This is a genomic window from Roseateles sp. P5_E4, from assembly GCF_054049255.1.
The window spans coordinates 306,399-330,651 of sequence record NZ_JBFUMS010000002.1; the positions used below are offsets into that span (position 1 = coordinate 306,399).

At 68.1% G+C, this 24,253-nt stretch carries 22 protein-coding genes; 14 read left to right on the forward strand and 8 right to left on the reverse strand.

Annotation, left to right across the window (positions count from 1 at the left end; all coding sequences use genetic code 11):
• Positions 1-2 precede the first annotated feature (2 nt).
• The 3 genes from ACXJLH_RS04175 to ACXJLH_RS04185 are packed head-to-tail and all read right to left on the reverse strand — an operon-like array spanning position 3 to position 3,302.
• On the reverse strand, positions 3-1,115 hold the full coding sequence (locus ACXJLH_RS04175) for a lactonase family protein (protein WP_457442595.1): 1,113 nt from the start codon (positions 1,113-1,115) through the stop codon (positions 3-5).
• Positions 1,112-2,395 carry an alanine racemase gene (locus ACXJLH_RS04180; RefSeq protein WP_457442596.1) on the reverse strand — a complete coding sequence of 428 codons (1,284 nt, stop codon included), beginning with the start codon at positions 2,393-2,395 and terminating at the stop codon, positions 1,112-1,114. The genes ACXJLH_RS04175 and ACXJLH_RS04180 overlap by 4 nt, the downstream gene beginning before the upstream one ends.
• A 7-nt stretch (positions 2,396-2,402) precedes the next feature.
• A complete protein-coding gene (locus ACXJLH_RS04185; protein ID WP_457442597.1) occupies positions 2,403-3,302 on the reverse strand; it encodes a diacylglycerol/lipid kinase family protein in 900 nt (299 codons plus the stop codon).
• 121 nt (positions 3,303-3,423) lie between these two features.
• Here ACXJLH_RS04185 and ACXJLH_RS04190 point away from each other — a divergent pair, with 121 nt between their 5' ends.
• Entirely contained in the window at positions 3,424-4,614 is a 1,191-nt protein-coding gene (locus ACXJLH_RS04190; protein WP_457442598.1) for a GGDEF domain-containing protein, read from the forward strand.
• Between the two features lie 162 nt (positions 4,615-4,776).
• On the opposite strand, the gene ACXJLH_RS04195 is transcribed toward ACXJLH_RS04190, so the two are convergent.
• Positions 4,777-5,373 carry a YdeI/OmpD-associated family protein gene (locus tag ACXJLH_RS04195; protein ID WP_457442599.1) on the reverse strand — a complete coding sequence of 199 codons (597 nt, stop codon included), beginning with the start codon at positions 5,371-5,373 and terminating at the stop codon, positions 4,777-4,779.
• 1 nt (position 5,374) lies between these two features.
• Positions 5,375-5,956, reverse strand: a complete 582-nt coding sequence (locus ACXJLH_RS04200; protein ID WP_457442600.1) for a TMEM175 family protein — start codon at positions 5,954-5,956, stop codon at positions 5,375-5,377.
• Positions 5,957-6,282: 326 nt separating this feature from the next.
• On the opposite strand from ACXJLH_RS04200, the gene ACXJLH_RS04205 reads away from it, so the two are divergent.
• The 4 genes from ACXJLH_RS04205 to ACXJLH_RS04220 all read left to right on the forward strand — a co-directional run bounded on the left by ACXJLH_RS04205 (position 6,283) and on the right by ACXJLH_RS04220 (position 10,070).
• A complete protein-coding gene (locus ACXJLH_RS04205; RefSeq protein ID WP_457322831.1) occupies positions 6,283-7,272 on the forward strand; it encodes a transglycosylase SLT domain-containing protein in 990 nt (329 codons plus the stop codon).
• Positions 7,273-7,367: 95 nt separating this feature from the next.
• Positions 7,368-8,519 carry a GGDEF domain-containing protein gene (locus ACXJLH_RS04210; protein ID WP_457322832.1) on the forward strand — a complete coding sequence of 384 codons (1,152 nt, stop codon included), beginning with the start codon at positions 7,368-7,370 and terminating at the stop codon, positions 8,517-8,519.
• Positions 8,520-8,676: 157 nt separating this feature from the next.
• Entirely contained in the window at positions 8,677-9,519 is an 843-nt protein-coding gene (locus ACXJLH_RS04215) for an ankyrin repeat domain-containing protein (protein ID WP_235532126.1), read from the forward strand.
• Complete coding sequence (locus ACXJLH_RS04220) at positions 9,516-10,070, forward strand: DUF4124 domain-containing protein (RefSeq protein ID WP_457442601.1); 555 nt, start codon at positions 9,516-9,518, stop codon at positions 10,068-10,070. The genes ACXJLH_RS04215 and ACXJLH_RS04220 overlap by 4 nt, the downstream gene beginning before the upstream one ends.
• A gap of 3 nt (positions 10,071-10,073) precedes the next feature.
• Here ACXJLH_RS04220 and icmF read toward each other — a convergent pair whose 3' ends face one another.
• Positions 10,074-13,364 (reverse strand): fused isobutyryl-CoA mutase/GTPase IcmF, encoded by a 3,291-nt coding sequence (icmF, locus tag ACXJLH_RS04225; RefSeq protein WP_457442602.1) that lies wholly within the window; start codon positions 13,362-13,364, stop codon positions 10,074-10,076.
• 81 nt (positions 13,365-13,445) lie between these two features.
• Here icmF and ACXJLH_RS04230 point away from each other — a divergent pair, with 81 nt between their 5' ends.
• The 3 genes from ACXJLH_RS04230 (at position 13,446) to ACXJLH_RS04240 (ending at position 17,002) form a co-directional block, all read left to right on the forward strand.
• Positions 13,446-13,928: an Lrp/AsnC family transcriptional regulator gene (locus tag ACXJLH_RS04230; RefSeq protein ID WP_457442603.1), complete on the forward strand. Its 483-nt coding sequence runs from the start codon at positions 13,446-13,448 to the stop codon at positions 13,926-13,928.
• 97 nt (positions 13,929-14,025) lie between these two features.
• On the forward strand, positions 14,026-14,943 hold the full coding sequence (locus ACXJLH_RS04235) for an SMP-30/gluconolactonase/LRE family protein (protein ID WP_457442604.1): 918 nt from the start codon (positions 14,026-14,028) through the stop codon (positions 14,941-14,943).
• Positions 14,944-14,983: 40 nt separating this feature from the next.
• Complete coding sequence (locus ACXJLH_RS04240; protein WP_457442605.1) at positions 14,984-17,002, forward strand: OPT family oligopeptide transporter; 2,019 nt, start codon at positions 14,984-14,986, stop codon at positions 17,000-17,002.
• An 80-nt stretch (positions 17,003-17,082) separates the two neighbouring features.
• Here the strand turns inward: ACXJLH_RS04240 and ACXJLH_RS04245 are convergent, their stop codons facing one another.
• Positions 17,083-17,760: a Bax inhibitor-1/YccA family protein gene (locus ACXJLH_RS04245; protein ID WP_056204929.1), complete on the reverse strand. Its 678-nt coding sequence runs from the start codon at positions 17,758-17,760 to the stop codon at positions 17,083-17,085.
• A gap of 105 nt (positions 17,761-17,865) precedes the next feature.
• On the opposite strand from ACXJLH_RS04245, the gene ACXJLH_RS04250 reads away from it, so the two are divergent.
• The 5 genes from ACXJLH_RS04250 (at position 17,866) to ACXJLH_RS04270 (ending at position 23,171) form a co-directional block, all read left to right on the forward strand.
• Positions 17,866-18,762, forward strand: a complete 897-nt coding sequence (locus ACXJLH_RS04250) for a LysR family transcriptional regulator (RefSeq protein WP_056204927.1) — start codon at positions 17,866-17,868, stop codon at positions 18,760-18,762.
• A 96-nt stretch (positions 18,763-18,858) separates the two neighbouring features.
• Positions 18,859-20,037, forward strand: coding sequence for an isovaleryl-CoA dehydrogenase (locus tag ACXJLH_RS04255; protein WP_457442606.1), 1,179 nt, complete (start codon positions 18,859-18,861; stop codon positions 20,035-20,037).
• Positions 20,038-20,060: 23 nt separating this feature from the next.
• Entirely contained in the window at positions 20,061-20,735 is a 675-nt protein-coding gene (gene can, locus ACXJLH_RS04260; RefSeq protein WP_457352457.1) for a carbonate dehydratase, read from the forward strand.
• Positions 20,736-20,748: 13 nt separating this feature from the next.
• Positions 20,749-22,500, forward strand: a complete 1,752-nt coding sequence (aceK, locus tag ACXJLH_RS04265; protein WP_457442607.1) for a bifunctional isocitrate dehydrogenase kinase/phosphatase — start codon at positions 20,749-20,751, stop codon at positions 22,498-22,500.
• A gap of 86 nt (positions 22,501-22,586) precedes the next feature.
• Positions 22,587-23,171, forward strand: coding sequence for a hemerythrin domain-containing protein (locus ACXJLH_RS04270; protein ID WP_457442608.1), 585 nt, complete (start codon positions 22,587-22,589; stop codon positions 23,169-23,171).
• Here the strand turns inward: ACXJLH_RS04270 and ACXJLH_RS04275 are convergent.
• Positions 23,132-23,332, reverse strand: coding sequence for a hypothetical protein (locus tag ACXJLH_RS04275; RefSeq protein ID WP_457324566.1), 201 nt, complete (start codon positions 23,330-23,332; stop codon positions 23,132-23,134). The genes ACXJLH_RS04270 and ACXJLH_RS04275 overlap by 40 nt on opposite strands.
• Positions 23,333-23,506: 174 nt before the next feature.
• Here ACXJLH_RS04275 and ACXJLH_RS04280 point away from each other — a divergent pair, with 174 nt between their 5' ends.
• Positions 23,507-24,250, forward strand: a complete 744-nt coding sequence (locus ACXJLH_RS04280) for a transporter substrate-binding domain-containing protein (protein ID WP_457324567.1) — start codon at positions 23,507-23,509, stop codon at positions 24,248-24,250.
• Positions 24,251-24,253: the final 3 nt, after the last annotated feature.

Sequence of the window (24,253 nt, forward strand, 5' to 3'; positions counted from 1 at the left end):
GTCTAGAGCGAACAGGCCCCGGCGGGGCTGGGCACCGCCGTCTGGCGCCCCGTGAAGCGCGGTTGCTCGGGGCGGCCGAGGTCGAAATGGCTGAGCTGGTCGCTGCGCTGGTTGCACACGAACAGGTGGCGGCCGGCGCGGCAGGCGCTGCGCGGGTAGCTGCCATGCACCCAGTGATGGTCCAGCAGGCGCGGGCGGCGCGGCTGGGCCAGGGCGATGACGGCCAGGCTGTCGTGCAGGCGGTTCAATGCGTAGAGATGGCGGCCGCCGGGTGCGACGAGCAGGTCGGAGGCGTAGCTGGTGCCGGCAAAGCCGCCGGGCAGCACCGAGACCTCGTCCAGCAGGCGTGGGCCGTCGGATGTCAGCTCCACCGTTGACAGCGTGGACGACTCCTCCTGCAGCACGTAGACCCAGCGAGCGTCCGTGGGATGGAAGGCAAAGTGCCGTGGACCCGAGCCCGGGCTGAGTGCGAGTTCGAAAGCGGCGGCCTTCGGCGCACCGGACTTGAGCGGCCAGACGAGCAACCGGTCGCGGCCCAGGTCGGTGCCGAGCAGCCAGCGGCCGTCGGGGCTGGCCTGGATCATGTGGGCGTGCGGTGCTTCATGACCGCTGCTGGCCTGGCTGCCGGGCGGAGCCTTGGCCGCCTGTTGCGGGCCCGGCCGGCAGTCTGGGCCAGCGCAACTGGGCCAGCTCTCGGTCTCGCCGAGATGACCATCGGCTTGCAGTGGCAGCGCAGCAAAGCGGGCATCGCCGTAATGGGCAACCCAGGCGTGGCCGTTGCTCAGCGACAGCTGCACCGGGCCTCGGCCACCGCTGGGCTGGCGCTGCACAAGTTCGAGCCGACCATGCGCGTCCTGGATATAGACAGCGACATGGTCTGCGCCTTCCTCTGCGGCATAGACGTGGTGGCCCTGGGCCGCCAGCCAGCTCGGGCTGTGGGCGTTGGCCGTCAGACCCAGGGTTTTCAGGCCGCCGTCGGCGGCGATGGCAAAGCTGTAGAGGCCCTGGCCCAGCGGGGCATAAGTGCCGACGTGAAGGAAGCGCGGCGGGGGCGTTGCGGCGGTGGCGGGCATCAGGGCAGCGGCGGAGAGGCTCAGCAAATGGCGGCGTTTCATGCGAACTGCGTCGTGATGGCATCGACGACGCGGTCGTCCTCGTCGACGACGGCCATCCAGACCCATTTGTCGAAGGTCGTGCATGGGTGCGAGGGTCCCAGCGCGACGCGCTCGCCGACGGCGGGGCCGTCCCATCCGCTCGGGTCCCAGCGCAGATAGGCATGCTGGTCGTTCAGCCCGGTGACGCGCCAACCCGCGGGGGCCTTGGCTCGCTCGGCGCCGCGCAGATGCCAGACCGGCAGCGGCCAGCCGGCATCGAAGGACACATCACGCCGGCCGGCATTGAGCAAGGCCAGGCCCGGCTCGGGGCAGGACAGCACCTGGGTCCAGACCTCCAGCGCCGGCTGCAGGCTGGGCGCCGACAGCGGCGTGCCCATGCGCGCGTCCATGCTGCGCATGTAGCGGCCGTAGTGCTCGTGGTCATGGCAGACATAGCAGCCCGAGCGCAGCAGGCCCAGGCGCCCAGGCTTGCCGGCCAGCACGGGGGCGACGAGATCGAAGAGGGCCGAGCCGCCGCCGCTGAGCCACAGCGGCTGAGCATCGGCGTCGAGCAGACCATCGGTCTCGATGTCGGCCAATAGCGCTTCGATGCGCGCCTGCCATTGCTGCATCAGCGCGCGGTCGGGTTCGCTCTCGCCGCGGACCTGCAGGCCCTCGTAGAAGCCGATGCCACGCAGCCGCAGTGCCCGGTGGGTTTTGAGTGCACGCGCCAAGGCCAGCGCCGGGCCATGCTCGCGCACGCCGCAGCGCGAAGTGCCGAGTTCGATCAGCACATCGATCCGAGCTTCGCCTTGGCCCAGATCCACCCAGTGCGCCGCCAGCAGATCCAGCTGTGCCTGCGAGTCGACAAAGAAGGCCAGCTCCAGGCCAGGGTGGCGGCGCCGCAGGTCCAGCAACTCGGCCAGCTCGGCCGCGCCGATGAGCTGGTTGGCGATCAGCGCCCGCCGCGCGCCAGCGGCCAGGCCCAGGCGCAACTGGTGCACGTTGGCGAACGTCAGGCCCCAGGCGCCGGCGTCGAGCTGGCGGCGGAACAGCTGCGGGCTCATCGTCGTCTTGCCATGCGGCGCCAGCTGCAAGCCGCGCTGGGCCGCAAAGTTCTGCATCCAGGCGATGTTGTGGGCCAGGGCCTGCTGGCGCACGACGGCCAGGGGTGTCGGCAGCTCGTGCAGCGTCCAGCCGCGCTGGGCCACGTCGGCCAGTGGCAGGGGCGGCTGCAGTGCCGGAAAGCCTTTCAGCCAGGGACCGAGCCAGCCGGCGCGCGGGGTGTCGTCATGATCCATGGCGCCATCATCGCGCGCGGACGACGCTGAGGGCCTGCGGCAGCACGCGCACTGCGATGTCGGTGGCGGACGGCAGGGGCTCGCCGTCCACGGCCAGCGGCACGGGCGCGGGGCTGGTCAGGTGCAAGGCCTTGAAGCGGCTCAAGCTCACCTTGGCATGACGCAGGTGCAGCCCGGTCAGCAGCAGCGGCATCATGGCCAACGCACCCAGCCGCCCGAAGGCGGCGACGCGCAGCAGCTGCAGCTCGCCGTCGTCCACGCGCGCGCCGGGTGCAGCCGGCATGCCGCTGCCATAGCTCGGCGTGTTCAGGCTGGAGGCGAACAGCATCGGCCCGTCGCTCAGCAGCTGGCCATCGGCCTCGACGCGCATCGGGTAGACGCGCAGCCGGCCAATCTCGTTCAGCGTGGCCCACAGATAGCGCGGCTGGCCGCGCAGCCAGTGGGGTGCGGCCTGGGCGCGGATGGCGATGGCCGCGTCGAAGCCGGCGGTCAGGCTGGACATGAAGAGCTGGGCGCCGCCTTCGGCCGTCGTGATCTCGCCCAGGTCCATCGCTGCGGCCGGCGCGCGCTGTGCGTGGGCCAAGGCCTCGCGCCAACCCATGCGCGCCAGGCCGAGTGCGCGGGCCAGGTCGTTGCCGGTGCCGCCGGGCAGGATGGCCAGCTGCAGCCGGCGTGCGACCAGGGCCGGCAGCAGCTGGTGCACGGTGCCGTCGCCGCCGGCGACGATGACGCGGCTGCCTTCGGGCAGGGCCAGCAGGCGCTGACGTGCGGCGGCGACGTTCTCGGGCAGCACCAGTGGCACCCCGGGCAGCGCCTCGCGCAGCGGGGCGGCGAGGGCGGCGCAGCGGCCGTTGGCGGCATGCGGGTTCAGCAGGCACAGCGCCGGGGTCAGGGCAGAGGCGATCACGCCGGGCATTGGATTCGGCGGCGCGCCCTCACGCCATCGGCGCAGACCCTGCGGCGCAGTGTGCCGGCTCTGTCTACACTGGTGTTACAACTCAACACAACCAACGAGGCGCCGCTCGCGCATGTCGCTGCACATCCCCACCCTGGTGCTGATGCTCGTGCTCGGATACGGGCTGCTGACGCTGCAGCTGTGGATGGCCGGGCGCGGCGCACTCAGCCGCGGCGAGCTCAAGCGCCTGGGCTGGGCGGGGCTGGCCTTCAGCATCGGCTTTGGCTTCTTTGCGCTGCAGCCCTGGCTGCCTGGCTGGGCTGTACTGCTGGGCGGCAACTGGCTGCTGATGGCGGGCCTCGCTGGTTTCGCGGCAGCGGTATCGCGGCATCTGCTGAACCGCGGCCTGCCGGTTTGGCACCACGGGTTGCTGCTGCTTGCGGCCTTGGCCGTGCCGGCGGTGCTGGACGTGTCGCAGCCGGTGCGCGCTGGCGCGATGTCGGCGGCCATGGGCGCGCTGCTGCTGCCGGCCACCCTCGCGTCGCTGCGGCTGGGCTGGCGCGGCGAGACGAGTTTTCGCGCCGTCTCACTGATGTTGCTGCTGGCCAGCCTGGCGCTGTGGCTGCGCGTGGGCTTTGCCGCCTGGTGGCTGCGTGCCGCGCCGGCCGACGCCGAGCCCTGGCAGGCCTGGAGCGGCGCCATCTTCATGCTGGCCTTCATGGCGATGCTGGCGGCGGGCTTCGGCTTCGTGCTGGCGAATTTCGAGCGCATGGCCAGCCAGATGCGCAAGCTCGCCAGCGTCGACGGGCTGACCGGTGCCGTGAACCACAACACGACGGTGTCGCTGCTGGCGCATGCGATGGAGCGTGGCCGCCGCGAGGGCCAGCCGGTCGGCTTCGTCATGCTGGACCTGGACCACTTCAAGCGCGTCAACGACCGGCATGGCCATGCCGTGGGCGACCAGGTGCTGAAGGCCGTCGCGGCCTGCACGCGCTCGCGGTTGCGCGGCTCCGACGTGCTCGGGCGCCTGGGCGGCGAGGAATTCGGCCTCGTGCTGCCTGCCACCGGTGCTGCCGGCGCCAGGCATCTGGCCGAGCAGGTGCGCCTGGCCGTGGAGGCGCTGGAACTGCAGGGCGACGGCGGCATGCCACTGCGCGTGACGCTGTCGGCGGGCGTTGCCGAAGCGGCCAAGAGCGACACGCCCGAAACGCTGATGCACCTGGCCGACAAGGCCCTCTACCAGGCCAAGCAGAAAGGCCGCAACCGCGTCGTCGTGGCGGATGACTGGATGCGCAATTCGACCTTGCAATCCGTGGTGGGTTGAGCCTCCGGTATTTGCTTTGCGTATTCGGGTCGAGCGCCGGGCCGCTCCCAAGCCGGCCCGCCATGGCGATGCTTGCGGCTCAATGCCGCAAGCATCGCCGTCCCCTCGGGGGACCGGCTAGATTGGCGCGCGTTCAGCGCTGCAAAGCTGGACGAGGGGCAATCAACAGCTCTCGTACTTCCAGTTGCGTGATTTGCCGTCAGCGAGCCACTCCACCGCCTGGGCGATGCGCTTGGCACGCGTGTCCTCGCGCTTGGCCTCCAGCACCCACTCCAGGTAGTCGCGCTGCTTGCTGGGCGCAAAGGCGTCGTAGTGCTGCTTGGCCGCCTTGACCTTGCTCAGCGCCGCGGCGAAGTCATCGGGCATCTCGAGCTGGGGCCGCGGCTCGCGATTAGGTTTTGCGGCGCGCGGCGCGCCGGCCCGCAGCAATGCGGCAGCGGCCTTGATCTGCTTGCGCAACTCGGTGCGGCTAGGCAGGTCGGCCAGGGTCGTGATGCGGCCGAGATCGCCCATGGCATCGGGCTGTCCGGGTGTCGCGCCCTCGCGTTCCCAGAAGCCGAAGGTGCAATGCGCCTTGAAGGCCGACATGCCGCACAGCAGCTTGTCATCCAGCGTGAAGTGCGGCCGGCTCCACTTGATGGTCTCGACGACATCGGGGCAGGCCGCATGCACGTCCTCGCGCAGCCGCGTCAGGATGGGCCGGGCGAACTCGGGCACGCTTGCCAGGTAGGTGTCGATGCGCGGATCGAGGGTGGGCATTTCACTCACTCCTGTTCAAGTGGTGCTCGATGCGCCGGTCCGGGATCAGCCACAGCGCCGCGGCGATGGCGTAGCCCGCCAGCGACAGGCCGACGTGCACGAAGGCCAGCGCGATGGACACCAGGTAGATGACTGCCGAGATCTTGCCCTTCCAGTCCTTGCCCAGCGCCTGGGCCAGCACGGTGTTGTTGCCGGGGATGCAGATCAAGGCCCGTTGCAGCAGCATGTAGGCCAAGGCGGCCATGACGAGCACGCCGCCATAGACAGCCACTGGCAGCGGCGCAAAATGGTTTTCGCCCATCCAGCCGGTGGCAAACGGCAGTAGCGACAGCCAGAACAGCAGGTGCAGGTTGGGCCAGAGCACCCCGCCGCTGATCTTGTGCACCGCATGCAGCAGATGGTGGTGGTTGTTCCAGTAGATGCCGACGTAGATGAAGCTCAGCACATAGGACAGCAGTACCGGCCACAGCGGCTGGAGAGCCTCCCAATCGCTGCCGTGGGGGACCTTCAGCTCCAGCACCATGATGGTGATGATGATGGCGATGACGCCATCGCTGAAGGCTTCGAGGCGAGTCTTGTTCATGGCAGTTTTCCGTTCAGCATTCGCGGTTCTCGCCAAATGATTCGGGTATTCCGGGCCGAGCGCTGGGCCGCTCCCGAGCCGGCCCGTCTGGCGATGTGCTTGCGGCTTGATGCCGCAAGCATCGCCGCCCCCTCGGGGGCTGAGGCCGGACACGGCAAGTCCTGTGGACTTGGCGTGCCTGCCGAAGAGCAGCCGCTCCGCCGGCTGCGCGGTCTGCAAGACCGACCAGGCCTGCCGGCGTTCAGCCGGAGCAGGACTGGGCGAGGGGCTGACACATTCTTCCAGTCTAGACTTCCGGCCCCCGCACCTCCCCTCCGGACTGACCCTTGCGACGCCTGCTGCTGCCCCTGTTGTTCGCCGCTTCGTCGAGCTGGGCCCAGCTGCCGTCGCTGACGCTGGAGCAACTGCCGCGCCCGACGATGCCACCGGGCGAACGCGGTCCGGTGGTGCCGGCCCAGGTGGAGCGCTGGCGCCAGGAGGCCAAGGCGCTGGAGTACGGTGACGGCGTCAGGCGCGACGAGGTGGCCGCCGCCAAGCTCTACTGCCGCGCCGCCCGCTATGGCGACGCCGAGGCCCAGTTCAGCCTGGGCTGGATGCTGACGAATGCGCGCGGCATCCAGCGCAACGACGCCGAAGCCGCCCACCTGTTCGCCGCCGCGGCCGAGCAAGGCATGGAGCAGGCGCAGAACATGCTCGAGCGCATGGGCGGCACCCCCCTGGGCGACCCGCCGCCCTGCCTGCGCCCGCCCGAGACCGACCTGCCGGTGGCTGTCGCTGCCCTGCCACCCGCTGCGCGCAATGCCAAGCCGCTGTCGCTGTGGGCGACGCTGCCGCTGCCCCAGAACGCTCCGCCGGCCATCGTCAACTACGTGAAGCTGCTGGCGCCCGAATACCAGCTCGCGCCGGCGCTGGTGCTGGCGGTCATGGCCACCGAGTCCAACTTCGACCCGCTGGCCGAGTCGCCCAAGCGGGCTCAGGGCCTGATGCAGCTGCTGCCCGAGACGGCGACGCGTTTCAATGTCATCCGGCTGCGCGACCCGTCCCAGAACATCCGCGGCGGCATGGCCTATCTGCGCTGGCTGCTGGCCTATTTCGAGGGCGACGTGATGCTGGCCGTGGCGGCCTACAACGCCGGCGAGAGGGCCGTGGACCGCTACCTCGGCGTGCCGCCCTATGCCGAGACGCGGCTGTACGTACGCAAGATCATGGCGGCCACCGGCGGCCAGCGCTTGCACCCTTTCGATGCCAAGGTGACCGGCGCCTCGCCCATGCTGCTGCGCGTCAAGGCCGCCATGCAGAGCCTGCAGGCGCGCTGACTTCCGTGAGATCAATCACGGCGCGCTCGTGGCGCGCATCACGGCGGCCACGCGATGCAGGCATCGTGCCTCGTCGAGGCTGAACCAATCTCACGATGGAACCCCTGCACGCCGACACGCTGCTGCGCGTCTTCCAGCTCGTCACGACGATGCTGGCCCTGGCCACGCTTGGCGGCGCCTGGCATCTGAAGGGCGAGCGCGCGCTGTGGTTCTGGGCCGGTGCCTTTGCTGCCGCGGCGCTGACCCAGGCGGCGCGCGTGGCCCTCATCGCCATGGGCGCACCGCGCACCTTCTGGGCGGTGGGCCATCTCGGCAGCCTGCTGTCCGCGCTGATGGTGCTGCTCGGCCTGCGCGTCTACCTCGGCCTGCCGCTGCGCTGCCGCTGGCCGCTGGTGCTCACGGGCCTGTCCTGCATCGGCTCCTTCGCGCTGACGGCCTGGACGGGGCAGTTCTGGCCCTCGATCACGTTGACGATGCTGGCCTCGGCCGTGCTGACCATGCCCGCCGCCCATGCCGCCCTGCAGGCCTGGCGCGCGCAGCGCGGCTTTCCGCTGGGCCTGCTGGCGGCCGACCTGATCATCAGCGCCATCATCGAGGTGGCGCGCGGCCTGGCCGTGTCGCCCCTGATCGCCCAAACGCGGGCCGAGCTGGTGCAATACAACTCGATGGGCCTGTTCGCCGTCATCGCCCTGCTCATCGGCCAGGCCCTGGCCATGCTGCTGCTGTTGCAGGACCGTGCGCTGCGCCAGATCGAGCGCCTCATCGAGATCGACGTGCTGACCGGCCTGCTGAACCGGCGTGGCTTCGATGAGCGCCTGCGCCGCCTGCTGCAGCGCGGCGTCGAGCATCCGCCGGTGCTGGCCCTGCTGGACGTGGATCACTTCAAGCGCATCAACGACACCCACGGCCACGCGGTGGGCGACGCCGTGCTCAGCGGCATTGGTGCCCGCCTGCACGACACCTTGCGGCCATTGGATCTGGCGGTGCGCCTGGGCGGCGAGGAATTCGCCGTCATCTGGCTCAAGCCTGAGGCCGGCGGCGAGCTGCGCCTGGGTGAGCGGCTGCGCGAGGCCATCGGCGGCCAGCCCTTCGAGACGGCGGCCGGCCCGCTGACCGTGACGGTCAGCGTCGGCGTGGCCCAGGCCCTCGCGCCCGATGAGGCCCCCGAGGCCTTGTTCAGCCGTGCGGACGCGGCCCTCTACGAGGCCAAGCGCGCAGGGCGGGACCGGGTCGTGCTGGCGCGCTGACCCCGCTTTCGGGGGAGTCTAGAGGGCGGCATCGAGTCTGGCGCCCTGGTTTGAAAAAGTGCTGCTGCACAATCCGCCCCGCCTAGAAAAGCAGGGGGAAGCAGTGGAGCGGGATGGCATCAATTGGCTGGGGATCGGTCTGCGAGCAGCGGCCTTGGTGGTCATCATTTCGCTGCTGACCTGGTGCAGCATGGCGCGGCGCAGCACCCAGGACGTCGCCGGCCTTGGGCCCGAGCTGCGCGAGATGATGCTGATGAACGGCATGGCCGACGCCAGCGGCATGATCGACATCGACAAGACGGCCAAACGCGTGGGCGCCGTCGGGCTGAACCGCCTGCTCTACGACAACGCGGGCACGGGCAGCCTGCCGGCGCTGCGCTGGATCGCCAACCATGGGGCCGAGCCTCGCAACGTCGGCGCGCTGGACAAGGGCACGCTGCTGCAGCAGGCCGCCGCCAAGCCGACGCTGGACCGGCTGAAATTCTTCATCGAAGAGCTCAAGCTCGACCCCAGGCAGGAGACGCCCGATCATGTCGGCGTCATGCACCTGGCGGCGCGCAACGGCGCTGATGCCCAGGCGCTGGTGTTCCTGACCAGCCGGGGGCTGAACATCAACTCGCCCGACATCGGTGGTCGCCTGCCCATCCATTACGCGGCGCTCAAGTCCATCGGCCCGCTGGTGTCGGCCGGCGCTGACATCAACGCGCTGGACGGCCAGGGGCGCACGGCCCTGCACTGGGCCGTCGAGGAAGGGCGGCATGACGCGGTGGCCGAACTGATTCGCCTGCAGGCCTCGGTCTTCACGCAGGACCGCCAGGGCAACACGCCCCTGCACCTGGCCGCGGTGGGCAATTCCGACGCCATCGTCGATACCCTGCTCGCCGCGGGCGCACCCAAGGCCGCACGCAATGCCGACGGGCTGACGGCGCGCGAGTATCTCGAGAAGTCTCGCTACAAGCGCCGCTACAGCAATGGCGGCGACCGGGAGCAGAAGCTGTGACCCCGGCCCGCCTGGCCTGGGCCGCGTTGGCCGTGCTGGCACTGACGGGCATGGCCAGGGCCGAAGGCGCGGGTGTCTATAGGTGCCGCAAGCCCGACGGCACCACGGCCTTCAGCGACCGACCCTGCCCTGAAGCCGATTCCACGCAGATCGCGCGCCTGGGTCCCAAGGCGCCAGAAGCCAGCCAGTTCATGAGCCCGCGCTGCCTGCGCCTGCGCGAGCAGTTGAACCAGGCCGGCAGCGATGGTGGCGCCGACGAGTCCACGCGCCAGCAGCTGGACTACCGTTACCAGCGCGATTGCTATGCCGAAGAGCAGGACGCCAATGAGAAGGTCAACCAATTGATGGAGGACGTGCGCAACCGCTCGCTGCAGGAGCGCCGCGCGCTGGCTCAGGCCAAGGCGCGGCAGGAGCGCGAGTTCGCGCAATGCGTCGAACTGCGCAACAGCCTGCGCGCCCGGCGCGCCCGTGAGGCCGAGATGACGGCAGGTGAGCGCGGGGATCTTGAGCGCCTGGCAGCTGCCTTCGAGCAACGCTGCCGCGGGCTGTAAGCCCTACATGCTGCGGCGGTACTGGCCGCCGACCTCGAACAGCGCGCCGGTGATCTGGCCCAGCGAGCACACGCGCACGGCTTCCATCAGCACGTCGAACACGTTCCTGTTCTCGATGACGGCCTGCTGAAGGCGCGCCAGCATCGCCGGCGACTCGGCCGCGTGGCGGTCCTGGAACTCGGCCAGGCGGGTCAGCTGCGACTGCTTCTCTTCGTCCGTCGAGCGTGCCAGCTCGATGTGTTCCGGCACCGTCTCGCCATTGGGGTTGCGGAAGGTGTTGACGCCGATGATGGGGTACTCGCCGGTGTGCTTGAGCATCTCGTAGTGCATCGACTCTTCCTGGATGCGGCCGCGCTGGTAGCCGGTCTCCATGGCGCCGAGCACGCCGCCGCGCTCGCTGATGCGCTCGAATTCGGTCAGCACCGCCTCTTCGACCAGCTCGGTCAGCTCGTCGATGATGAAAGCACCCTGCGACGGGTTCTCGTTCTTGGCCAGGCCCCATTCGCGGTTGATGACGAGCTGGATGGCCATCGCGCGGCGCACGCTCTCGTCAGTGGGCGTCGTGATCGCCTCGTCGTAGGCGTTGGTGTGCAGCGAGTTGCAGTTGTCGTAGACGGCGATCAGCGCCTGCAGCGTGGTTCGGATGTCGTTGAAGGCGATCTCCTGCGCATGCAGGCTGCGGCCCGAGGTCTGCACGTGGTACTTGAGTTTCTGTGAGCGCTCGTTGGCGCCGTAACGGTCGCGCATGGCGATGGCCCAGATGCGGCGCGCCACGCGGCCCAGCACGGTGTACTCGGGGTCCATGCCGTTGCTGAAGAAGAAGCTCAGGTTGGGCGCGAAGTCGTCGATGTGCATGCCGCGCGCCAGGTAAGCCTCCACGAACGTGAAGCCGTTGGACAGCGTCAGCGCCAGCTGCGAGATCGGGTTCGCGCCGGCCTCGGCGATGTGATAACCCGAGATCGACACCGAGTAGAAGTTGCGCACGTTGTGGTGCACGAAGTACTCGGCGATGTCGCCCATCACCTTCAGCGAGAACTCGGTCGAGAAGATGCAGGTGTTCTGGCCCTGGTCTTCCTTCAGGATGTCGGCCTGCACGGTGCCGCGCACATTGGCCAGCACCCAGTCCTTGATCTTGGCGGCTTCGTCGGCGGTCGGCTCGCGGCCGTTGTCGGTGCGGAACTTGGCCAGGTTCTGGTCGATGGCCGTGTTCATGAACATGGCCAGGATGGATGGCGCCGGGCCGTTGATGGTCATCGACACGCTGGTGGTCGGGCTGCACAGGTCGAAGCCGTCGTACAGCACCTTCATGTCGTCCAGCGTCGCGATGCTCACGCCGCTGTTGCCGACCTTGCCGTAGATGTCCGGGCGCGGCGCGGGGTCGGCGCCGTACAGCGTCACCGAGTCGAAGGCCGTGGACAGGCGCTTGGCGGGCATGCCTTCGCTGACCAGCTTGAAGCGGCGATTGGTGCGGAAGGCATCGCCTTCGCCCGCGAACATGCGCGTCGGGTCCTCGCCCTCGCGCTTGAACGCGAACACGCCGGCCGCATAGGGGAAGCTGCCTGGCACGTTCTCCAGCATCAGCCACTTCAGCAATTCGCCATGGCACTCGTAGCCTGGCAACACGACCTTGCGGATCTTGGTGCCGGACAGGCTTTGCGTGACCAGGGCGGTGCGGATCTCCTTGTCGCGGATCTTCACGACGTACTCGTCGCCGGCATAGGCTTTGACCATGTCGGGCCACTGCTGCAGCAACTGGCGGGCGTCGCCGTCGAGCTTGGTTCGGCGTTGTTCGGCGAGGTCGCCCAGCGCGGTGCGGGCACCGTTCTTGTCCGGATTGGCGGCCTCCAGCATGGCGCGACTGGCTTCCAGCTGCTGGATCTCGCGGGCCAGCGCCGCCTGCTTGCGCGCACGGGCCTTGTAGCTGCGCACCGTGTCGCTGATGTCGGCCAGGTAGCGCACGCGGGCGGCCGGCACGATGGGGGTCTGGTGGGTGCTGTGGCGGGTGTCGACGCGTGGCAGGCGGCCTTCGCTGAAGGGGATGCCGAGGTCGGCCAGGCGCAGCTTCAGGGCTTGATACAGCGCCGTCACGCCGTCGTCGTTGAAGCGGCTGGCCATGGTGCCGAACACCGGCATCGTGTCGGGCATCGCCGTGAAGGCTTCGCGGTTGCGCTGCACCTGCTTCGACACATCACGCAGCGCGTCCAGCGAGCCCTTGCGGTCGAACTTGTTGATGGCGACAAACTCGGCGAAGTCGAGCATGTCGATCTTCTCGAGCTGGCTGGCGGCGCCGAACTCGGGCGTCATCACGTACATGGGCACGTTGACGAGCGGCACGATGGCCGCGTCGCCCTGGCCGATGCCGGAGGTTTCGACGATGACGAGGTCGAAGCCCGCCACCTTGGCCGCGGCGATGACGTCGGGCAGGGCGGGCGAGATTTCGCTGCCGAAGTCACGCGTGGCCAGCGAGCGCATGAAGACGCGCGCACCCTGGCCCCAGGGCGAGATGGCGTTCATGCGGATGCGGTCACCCAGCAGCGCGCCACCGCTCTTGCGGCGTGACGGGTCGATGGAGATCAGCGCCACGCGCAGGGCGTCGCCCTGGTCGAGGCGCAGGCGGCGGATCAACTCGTCGGTCAGGCTGGACTTGCCGGCGCCACCGGTGCCGGTGATACCGAGCACCGGCGTCTTGATGCTCTTGGCCTGGTCGCGCAGCGCGTCGACGATGCCCGCATCGGCCTTGCCGTTCTCCAGCGCCGTCAGCAGCTGGGCCAGCGACCGCCAGGCCGCTTCCGAGTGGCCGGTGATGGCCGACAGGTTCTGCGGCGCATAGACGCTGAAGTCCTGGTCGGCCTTCATGACCATCTCGCCGATCATGCCTTGCAGGCCCATGCGCTGGCCGTCCTCGGGGCTGAAGATGCGCACGCCATGTTCGGCCAGTTCGCGGATCTCGGCCGGCACGATGACTCCGCCGCCGCCGCCGAACACCTGGATGTGCTCGCCGCCGCGTTCCTTCAGCAGCTGCACCATGTACTTGAAGTATTCGACATGGCCACCCTGGTAGCTGCTGATGGCGATGCCCTGGGCATCCTCCTGCAGTGCCGCAGTGACGACTTCGTCCACCGAGCGGTTGTGCCCGAGGTGGATGACCTCGGTGCCCATGCCCTGCAGGATGCGCCGCATGATGTTGATGGCGGCGTCATGCCCGTCAAACAGGCTGGCGGCGGTGACGAAACGGACCTTGTGGGTCGGGCGGTACTCGGCCAATGCTTTGTAGTCAGCGGCGAGATCGGTCATGGCTGTCTCCTTGCTCGGGCCGGATTCTAGGTCGCCAATTGACGTTAACGTCAATTGAGCGTCCGGGTATGGTGCTCGGCCATGACGGACTCCGCACCTGATCTCGACAAATTTGATCGGCAAATCCTCGGCCGCCTGCAGGACGACCCGCGCCAGCCGGCCGAGCGCATCGCCACCGCCATCGGCCTGTCGGTCACGGCCGTGCAGCGGCGCATCCGCCGGCTGCGCGACGCCGGCGTCATCCGCGGCGAGCGCCTGGTGCTGGATGCGGCGGCGCTGGGTTACGGCCTGGCGGTGTGGGTGGAGGTGGAACTGCGCGAGGCCAGCCGCAAGGCCGTCATCGACGGCTTCAAGCGCCGCATGGCCGCCGCGCCGCGCGTGCAGCAATGCTTCTATGTGGCGGGCGACAGCGATTTCCTGCTGCTGATGCGCTGCCGCGACGTGGCCGAGTTCGAGGCGCTGACGCGCGAGCTGTTCTTCGACGACCCCAACATCCGCAAGTTCCGCTCGGTCTTCGTGCTGGACGAGTGCAAGGCCGACGCCGGGCTGCCGCTGGCGGACTGAAATCGCCGCGAAGCGGCATTCGCGCGCCCTGCAACGCCGCCCAGCGACGGGCCCGTCGCCGGACGATGTCGTTCTTCCAATGAAAGGACGACACGAGATGAGTTTCGAGATTCCCAGCGAACCCACCGAGTTCGAAGTGCTGGACGCGCGCTTCGAGGACTGCTTCCGCAAGAGCGCCCGGCTGGAGCGCCTGGCCAGCGGCTGCCGCTGGACCGAGGGGCCGGTCTATATCCCCGCCCAGCGCCGCCTGCTGTGGAGCGACATCCCCAACGAGCGCATGCTGAGCTGGTGCGAGGTGACCGGCCACGTCGCCGAGTTCCGCAAGCCCTCGGGCTATACCAACGGCCACACGCTGGACCGGCAAGGGCGCCTCGTCAGCTGCGAGCATGGCGGCCGGCGCGTCGTGCGCACCGAGCACGACGGCTCGCTGACGGTGCTGGCCTCGCACCATGAAGGCAAACGGCTCAACAGCCCCAATGACGTGGTCGTGAAGTCCGACGGCAGCATCTGGTTCACCGACCCGCCCTACGGCATCGTGGACGACTACGAAGGCATCCGCTCGCCGCAGGAGCAGGCGGGCTGCTATGTCTACCGGCTTCAACCGGACACCGGCGAGCTGCGCGTGGTGGTCGACACGATGACCCACCCCAACGGCCTGGCGTTCTCGCCCGACGAGCGCTGGCTCTACGTCGCCGACACCGGCCTGGACGTCGGCACGATGCGCCGCTTCGCCGTGGACGCCGACGGCGCCTTGAGCGGCGGTGAGGTCTTCATCAGCTGCGACACCGGTTTCTACGACGGCTTTCGCTGCGACACCGCCGGCCGCATCTGGACCAGTGCTGGCCGCGCCATCCACTGCCACGAGGCGGACGGCACGCTGATCGGCCGCATCCGCATGCCCGAGCGAGTGTCCAACCTCGTCTTCGGCGGCCCCAAGCACAACCGCCTCTTCATCTGTGCGACGAGCTCGGTCTACTCGGTGCTGCTGGCGGTCAACGGCGTCAAGCCCTGCTGAACGCGGGGGAACCCGGTCCGGCCGGCCGGCGAATGGGGGCATGATCCGCCCCCATCTCAAACTCCCGCCTTCAGCCGTGACCACCAACGCCTCACCCGCGCCGCTCGGGACCGAACTGACCGCCCGCGGCATCGTCCTGGGCATCCTCATCACCCTGGTCTTCACGGCCGCCAACGTCTATTTCGGCCTCAAGGCCGGCCTGACCTTCGCGACCTCCATCCCGGCCGCCGTCATCTCCATGGCGCTGCTGCGCCGCGCCGCCGGCAACTCCATCGGCGAGACCAACATCGTGCAAACGATCGCCTCGTCGGCGGGCACGCTGTCGTCCATCATCTTCGTGCTGCCCGGCCTCGTCATGATCGGCTGGTGGACGGGCTTCCCGTACTGGATGTCGACGACGCTGTGCGCGCTGGGCGGCGTGCTGGGCGTCATGTATTCCATCCCGCTGCGCCGGGCGCTGGTGACCAACTCGCCACTGCCCTATCCGGAGGGCGTGGCCTGCGCCGAGGTGCTCAAGGTCGGCCATGCCGCGGATAGTGGGGACGCCAACCGCCAGGGCCTGGCCGCCATCGTGGCCGGCACCGTCGTGTCGGCCGGCTTCAGCATCGTCGTTGCCACCCAGCTCTTCGCGGCCAATCTGGCGCAGTACTTCCGGCTGCCCGGCGGCGAGAAGAGCGGCAGTGGGCCCACAACAGGCTATGACCTGAACTTCAGCTTCGCGCTGCTGGCCGTGGGTCACCTCGTCGGCCTGTGGGTGGGTGTGGCCATCCTTGTCGGCGCCTGCATCGCCTGGCTGGGTGGCGTGCCCATCCTGACGTCCGGTGTCGACGGCGCCGCAGAAGCGGTCGCACTGTTTGCCTGGAGCAAGAAGGTGCGCTTCATCGGTGCCGGCTGCATCGCCGTGGCCGCCATCTGGACGCTGGTCAAGCTGGCCAAGCCGGTCGTTGCCGGCCTGCACTCGGCCGCCATGTCGGCTCGCGTGCGCAAGGCCGGCAAGGCCGACACGCTGCCGCGCAACGAGCAGGACATCCCCATCGGCACCGTCGGCCTCATCACGCTGGCCTGCATGCTGCCGATCGGCTTCATGCTGTCCAGCTTCGCCACAAGCGCGGGCCTGGGCGACCAGCTTGGCCTGCTCGTCGTTGGCGGTGTTGTCTATGTCGTGCTGATGAGCTTCTTCGTCGCCGCGGTCTGCGGTTACATGGCCGGCTTGATCGGCTCGTCGAACAGCCCGCTGTCGGGCGTCGGCATCCTCGTCGTCATCGGCGTGTCGCTGCTGCTGGCCCTGGTCGTCAAGCCCATGCTGCCGGCCTCCACGGGCCAGGCCTTGGTGGCCTTCGCACTGTTTGTCACGGCCGTCGTGTTCGCCGTGGCGACCATCTCCAACGACAACCTGCAGGACCTGAAGACCGGCCAGCTCGTTGACGCCACGCCCTGGCGCCAGCAGGTGGCGCTGATCATCGGTGTCGTGGCCGGCGCCATCGTCATCCCGCCGGTGCTGGACCTGCTGAACCAGGCTTATGGCTTCGCTGGCGCGCCGGGTGTCGACCCCAAGAAGGCCCTCGCTGCGCCCCAGGCCGCGCTGATCTCGGCGCTGGCCAAGGGGGTCATCCAAGGCGACCTGAACTGGAACCTCATCGGCATTGGCGTGCTGATCGGCGTCGCCACCATTGCCGTGGACGAGGTATTGAAGCGTGCGACCGGCGGCAAGGCGCATTGCGCGCCGCTGGCCGTCGGCCTGGGCATCTATCTGCCGATGAACAGCACGCTGATGATCGTCGTCGGCGCCGTGGCCGGCTGGTGGTTCGACCGCCGCGCGTCCTACAAGCGCGATCCAGAAGCCACAAAGCAGCTCGGCGTGCTGCTGGCCTCCGGCCTCATCGTCGGCGAGAGCCTGCTCGGCGTGGTGCTTGCGGCCGTCGTCGTGTTCTCCGGCAACGGCGCGCCGCTGGCCCTGGTGGGCGACAGCTTCGCGACCGCAGGCCAGGTGCTGGGCTTGCTGGCCTTTGCCGGCATCGGCGTGGGCCTGTACCGCTGGCTGCTCAGCAAGCAGCCCTGATCGTCATGCCAGTCGCCCAGCATGGCGCCTGGCCTTCGGCAAGCGTCGGACAGCGCGCAGGCGCTGTCCTCGGTCCGGCCTCAGTCATCCGAGCCGGCGAAACCGAACAGGTGCAGCAGGCTCGTGAACAGATTGAAGATGGACACGAACAGGCTGACGGTGGCGAGCACGTAGTTGGTCTCGCCGCCGTTCACGATCTGCTGGGTCTCGAACAGGATCAGGCCAGCCGACAGCAGGGCCACGACGGCCGAGACCGTCAGTGCCAATGCGGGGATCTGGAAGAAGATCGCTGCCAGGCCTGCAAGCACGGCGACGACCATGCCGGCGAACAGAAAGCCGCCCATCCACGACAGGTCACGCTTGGTTGTCGTCGCATAGGCCGACAACGCCAGGAAGACGGCGCCCGTCGCGCCGAGGGCCAACATGATGGTCTGGGCGCCGCCGGGCAGAGACAGCGTGCGCGTCAGCAGCGGGCCGAGCGTCCAACCCATGAAACCGGTGAGCGCGAAGACGAGGCCGACGGCGGCGCCGCGGTTCTTCAGCTTGTGGATGCCGAACAGCAGGCCGAAATAGGCCACCAGCGTCAGGATGATGCCGGGTGCCGGCAGGTTGAAGGCGACGGCCGCAGCAGCGACGGCGGCGCTGAACAGCAGCGTCATCGACAGCAGGGCATAGGTGTTGCGCAGCACCCGATGGGCGGTGCCGCGGTCGAGGGCGCCGCCGTGGGGCATGGCAATGGCGATGGGGCGGGTTTGCATGGCAGACCTCCGGTTTGAAAGAACACGGGCAGGGTAAGTAGGCAAGACACCAAATAAAAGCAGAGAATCGCGAAACGTTTCTTCGTGATTACTTGCTGAATCGCCATGAGCTTGAGCTTCAGTTACCGCCACCTCTACTACTTCTGGGCCGTTGCCAAGGAGGGCGGGTTGACGCGGGCCGCGGAGAAGCTGGGGCTGTCGGTGCAGACCGTCTCGACCCAGGTGCGTGAGCTTGAGCAGGCCCTCGGTGCGGCCCTGCTCAAGCCGGCCGGCCGCGGCCTGACGCTGACCGAAGCCGGCATCGCGGCGCTGGAGCAGGCCGAGCAGATCTTCCAGATCGGCGAGACCCTGCCCGAGCGGGTGCGGGATGCCGCCACCGCGCCGACGGTGCGCCTGGCCGTGGGCATCTCCGACGGCTTGCCCAAGCTCGTCGCGCAGCGCCTGCTCGCGCCCATCCTCGATACGCCGCAACTGCGCCTGCTTTGCCACGAGGACGAGTTCGACGACCTGCTGGGCGACCTCGCCCTGCACCGGCTCGACGTGGTGCTGGCCGACCGGCCGGCGCCGGCCAACCCGAATCTGCGCGTCTACAGCCATTCACTCGGCAGCTCGCCGGTGGCCTGGTATGCCCACCCGCGCTGGGCGGCCGCGGCGGCGCGCGACTTCCCCGCCTCGCTGGCCGACGTGCCGCTGCTGCTGCCCACCTCGCACGCGGCCTTGCGCCCGCGGCTGGACCATTGGCTGACCGACCTTGGCCTGCGCCCGCGGATCACCGGCGAGTTCGAGGACAGCGCGCTGCTGGCCACCTTCGGCAGCGAGGGCCTGGGTGTGTTCCCGGCCGCCACCGCGGTGGACGACGCGCTGACCGGCCGCTATGGGTTGGTGAACGTCGGCGCTGCCGAAGGCGTCGTCGAGCAGTTCTACGCGGTGGGCACGGACAAGAAGATCAGCCACCCGCTGGTGCGCCGGCTGCTGCCGCAGCCTGCCGACGCAGCGGGTTGATCCGGACGCGCTTGCTACAGTTGACGTTTACGTCAATTAACCTGCCCTGCAGGCCCGGCACGAGCGGGCACTGACAGGGCGGACCAGGAGACCCGAATGAACCTGCCCGGCCTCAACTTCCAGCTCGGCGAAGACATCGATGCGCTGCGCGACGCGGTGCGCGCCTTCGCCGACGAAGAGATCGCGCCCCGCGCGGCCGAGATCGACAAGAGCGACCAGTTCCCGATGGACCTGTGGCGCAAGATGGGCGACCTGGGTGTGCTGGGCATCACCGTGCCCGAGGAGTACGGCGGCGCCAACATGGGCTACCTGGCGCACATGGTGGCCATGGAAGAGATCAGCCGCGCGAGTGCTTCGGTGGGCCTCTCCTACGGCGCGCACAGCAACCTGTGCGTGAACCAGATCAAGCGCAACGGCAACGACGCGCAGCGCGCCAAGTACCTGCCCAAGCTGATCAGCGGCGAGCATGTCGGTGCGCTGGCGATGAGCGAACCGGGCGCGGGATCTGACGTGCTGAGCATGAAGCTCAAGGCCGAGGACAAGGGCGGCGTCTACCTGCTCAACGGCAACAAGATGTGGATCACCAACGGCCCCGACGCCGACACGCTGGTGGTCTACGCCAAGACCGAGCCGGAGCTGGGCGCACGCGGCGTGACGGCCTTTCTGATCGAGAAGGGCATGAAGGGCTTTTCCATCGCACAGAAGCTCGACAAGCTGGGCATGCGCGGCTCGCATACCGGCGAGTTGGTGTTCCAGGACGTCGAGGTGCCGGCCGAGAACGTGCTGGGCGCGGTCAACGGTGGCGCCAAGGTGCTGATGTCGGGCCTGGACTACGAACGCGCGGTGCTGACCGGCGGGCCGCTGGGCATCATGCAAAGCGTCATGGACAACGTCGTGCCCTACATCCACGACCGCAAGCAGTTCGGCCAGAGCATCGGCGAGTTCCAGCTCATCCAGGGCAAGGTGGCCGACATGTACACCGTGCTGCAGGCCGCACGCAGCTTCGCGTACACGGTGGCCAAGAACCTCGACATGCTGGGCGCCGAGCATGTGCGCCAGGTGCGCAAGGACTGCGCCTCCGTCATTCTGTGGACGGCCGAGAAGGCGACCTGGATGGCCGGCGAAGGCGTGCAGATCTTCGGTGGCAACGGCTACATCAACGAATACCCGCTGGGCCGGCTCTGGCGTGACGCGAAGCTCTATGAGATTGGCGCGGGCACCAGTGAAATCCGCCGCATGCTGATTGGCCGCGAGCTGTTTGCGGAGACGATGTAATTCGCCATTGCGACAATGCCAGCATGACGACGACCAACCACGAACTGCAGGATCTGCTCGACAACAACAAGCGCTGGGCCGCTGACACCGAGGCCCGCGAGCCGGGCTTCTTCTCCAGCCTGCTCAAGCAGCAGACGCCGCAATATCTTTGGATAGGCTGCGCCGACAGCCGCGTGCCGGCCAATGAGCTGGTGGACCTGCTGCCGGGCGAGCTGTTCGTGCATCGCAACGTCGCCAACGTCGTCGTGCATTCGGACCTGAACTGCCTGTCCGTCATGCAGTTCGCGGTGGACCAACTCAAGGTGCGCCACATCATCGTCGTCGGCCACAGCAATTGCGGCGGCGTGCGCGCGGCGCTCTACGACATCCGCACCGGTCTGGCCGACAACTGGATCCGCCACGTGCAGGATGTGCGCAACGACCACCTGAGCTGGCTGGAAGGCCTGCCGCAAGCCCGGCGTGTGGATGCGCTGTGCGAGCTGAACGTGCTGGAGCAGGCGCGCAATGCCTGCCAGACGACGGTCGTGCAGGACGCCTGGCAGCGTGGCCAGGAGATCGTCGTGCATGGCTGGGTCTATGGCCTGCACAACGGCCTGCTGGAGGATCTGCAGCTCACGGCCACCAAGGCCGAGGACGTGGAGCCGTCCTACCGTCGTGCGCTGGAGCGCGTCAAGGCGCGCTACGCCACAGTGGCCTGAATAGAGTCGGGGCATGTTCCCGACCCAGCTCACGGACTCGCGCGCCTTCGACATCGCCCAGGCTCTGCTGGGCGGTTTCGATCGCCACTACAAGCTCTTCCGCGCCACGTCCGCCGAGGCCAAGGCGCGCTTCGAGCATGGCGACTGGCAGGGCCAGCAGCGTGCCCAGGCCCTGCGCATCGAGTTCTACGACGCCCGCGTTGCCGAGGCCAGCGAGCTGCTGGAGGCGTGCTTTTCGGCGTCGACGCTGGCCATGGAAGTCTGGCAGCAGGTCAAGCTGCACTACATCGGCCTGCTGACCAACCACCGCCAGCCCGAACTCGCCGAGACCTTCTTCAACTCGGTGTGCACGCGCATCCTGCACCACGCCTATTTCCACAACGACTTCATCTTTGTGCGCCCGGCCATCTCGACCGAGTACATCGAGAACGACGAGCCCGGAGCGACCCCGACCTACCGCGCCTACTACCCGGCTCCGGACAAGCTGCGCGAAACCCTCCAGCGTGTCATCACCAACTTCCAGCTGAACGGCGAGTTCGCCTATCTCGACGCCGACGTCGACCACGTGCTGGCTGCCGTCACGCAACGCCTCGGTGAATTCCGCCGGCGCGCCAACTTTCAACTGCAGGTGCTGTCCAGCCTGTTCTACCGGAACAAGGGCGCCTATGTCGTTGGCAAGATCATCAACGGCTTTACAGAGACGCCGTTCGCCCTGCCCATCCTGCGTGACGACGACGGCGGGCGCTTCTTCATCGACGCGGCGCTGTTCGGCGAAGACGATCTGCTGATCCTGTTCAGCTTCGCCCGCGCTTACTTCCTCGTCGACATGGAGGTGCCGAGTGCGTATGTGCAATTCCTGCGCTCCATGATGCCCAGGAAGCCACGCTCCGAGATCTATTCGGCGCTGGGCCTGCAGAAGCAGGGCAAGAACCTTTTCTACCGCGACTTCCTGTACCACCTGCGCCATTCCTCGGACAAGTTCCGCATCGCGCCCGGCATCAAGGGCATGGTCATGCTGGTGTTCGACCTGCCGAGCTGGCCCTTCGTCTTCAAGGTCATCAAGGACTTCTACCCACCGCAGAAAGACACCACGCGCGAGCTCATCCAGAGCAAATACCTGCTCGTGAAAAGCCACGACCGGGTCGGCCGCATGGCCGACACGCTGGAGTACACGCGGGTGGCCTTCCCGCGGCATCGCTTCGAGGAAGAGCTCCTCGATGAGTTGAAGCACTTCTGCGGGAGCCTCATTGAAGAGAACGGCGACGACCTCGTCATCCGCCACCTCTACATCGAGCGGCGCATGGTGCCGCTGAACATCTACTTGGCAGAAGCCACGCCCGAGCAGGTGGAGCGCGTCGTCGTCGAGTACGGCAACGCCATCAAGGACCTGGTGGCCGCCAACATCTTCCCCGGCGACATGCTGTGGAAGAACTTCGGTGTGACCCGCCACGGCAAGGTCGTGTTCTACGACTACGACGAGATCGAATACCTGACCGACTGCAACTTCCGCCGCGTGCCCGAGCCGCGCAACGAGGAGGAGGAAATGTCAGGCGAGGTCTGGTACGCCGTCGGGCCCAAGGATGTCTTCCCGGAAACCTTCGGCCCCTTTCTGCTCGGCAACCCGCAGGTGCGTGAGTGCTTCATGCGCCACCACGCGGACCTGCTGGACGCGGGCTTCTGGCAGAGCCACAAGGAGCGCATCCTGGCGGGGCATGTGCATGATGTGTTCCCCTACGACCCGGCGCGGCGCTTCGCAGCGGCCTGAGCCGAAGCGGCTCCGTCCGACAGGCGCCGCCCCGCCGCCCATCAACAATGGCGCCGCCGCAACCCGTGGCCTCTGGGGACAACCGCATGATCTTCGACGCCATCCGCGAAAGCCACGACTTGCAACGCGACCTGTGCCGCAAGCTGACCGCGTCGCGCGGCGACATGGCCGCGCGCCAGTTGCTGTTCCTGCAGTTGAAGGTCGAGCTGATGGCACACGCGGCGGCCGAAGAGCGCTTCCTCTACGTGCCGCTGCTGATGGAGGATGGAGGCCTTGATGCCTCGCGGCATGCGCTGCATGAGCACCACCAGGTGGACGAGCTGCTCGAAGACCTGTCGGTGCGCAACAAGCAGCAGGATGGCTGGATTGCGACCGCCAAGGAACTCAGCTTCAAGGTGCGCCACCACCTGAAAGAAGAGGAGTCCAAGTTCTTCCACGTCGCCGGCCGCCTGCTGTCAGACACGAAGAAGCAGCAGCTCGTCGGCAAGTACCAGCGCGAGATGGTGCGCATGCGCAAGCAATACGCCGCCGAGTACCAGACCGTGGCCGTGTCTGCGGCGACCGGCCTGGTCAAACCCGCCAAGCCAGCCGCCGACAAGCCGGCGACGCGCGGCAACGCCAGCGCCGGCGCTCAGCTGCGCGGCAAGAGCAAGCCGCGGCGCACGCGCTGAAGCGAGGCGGGCTCGTCAGCACTGACCTGGCGCGGCGCTTCGCCCCACGGTGCTTTGGCCAGCGCGGTCAACGCCGGCAGCGTCGGCGCCTTCACCTGGACGGATTGCTCCGCCACGGGCCGACGGTCCACGACGGGCCTGGGGTGCATGAAGAAGAACATGGAGCGGAGTTGGGGGCGCCAGGCGAGGGTGCCAGATAGAACAAACCCCAGCGTCGCTGACGTGTAGGCTAGCCAGCCATGAGCGCAGGCATCAACACCTCAACTGCTGTGGACCGTCGCGCGCTGAATGCGTTGTGCATCCTGCTCCTGCCCATTCTTGCCGCGTGCGCCGCCATGCCAACACCCGCTCCCGAAGCAATCGCCCAACTGGCACCCACCAGCCGGCTGCGCGCCGTCATCAATCTGGGCAATCCCATCCTGGCGAACCGCGACCCCAGCACCGGCGAAGCCTCGGGTGTGTCGGTCGACCTGGCGCGTGAGCTGGCACGGCAGCTGGGCGTCCAGGCTGAGTTGATGGTGGTGAAGTCCGCGGGCGAAGCGGTGGATGCTCTGGCCACCGGCCGCGTGGACGTAGGCTTCTTCGCCATCGATCCCGCGCGGGCCGCGTCCACCGCCTATTCGGCTGCTTACGTGCAGATCGAGGGCGCCTACCTCGTGCGCAACGATTCGCCGCTGCAGGCCAACGAGGACGTGGATCGCGCAGGCACGCGTGTCGCCGTCGGCGCACGCAGCGCCTACGACCTCTACCTGACACGCGAACTCAAGGCGGCGACGATCGAGCGCGCACCGACCTCACCCGAGGTGGTCAGCTTTTTCCTGGCGCACCAGCTCGACGTGGCCGCCGGTGTGAAGCAGCAGTTGGAAGCCGACGCCAAGCGCTTGCCGGGCCTGAGGCTCTTGCCCGGGCGCTTCATGGTCATCAACCAGGCCATGGGCATGGCCAGGGGCAAGGCGGTCGGTGCGCATTTTCTCGCCGCCTTCGTGGAACAGGCCAAGGCCTCAGGCTTCGTCGCGAGGTCGTTGGAACGCCACCGCATCGAGGGCGCCGCCGTCGCGCCGTCTGCGGCGCGCGACTGAGGG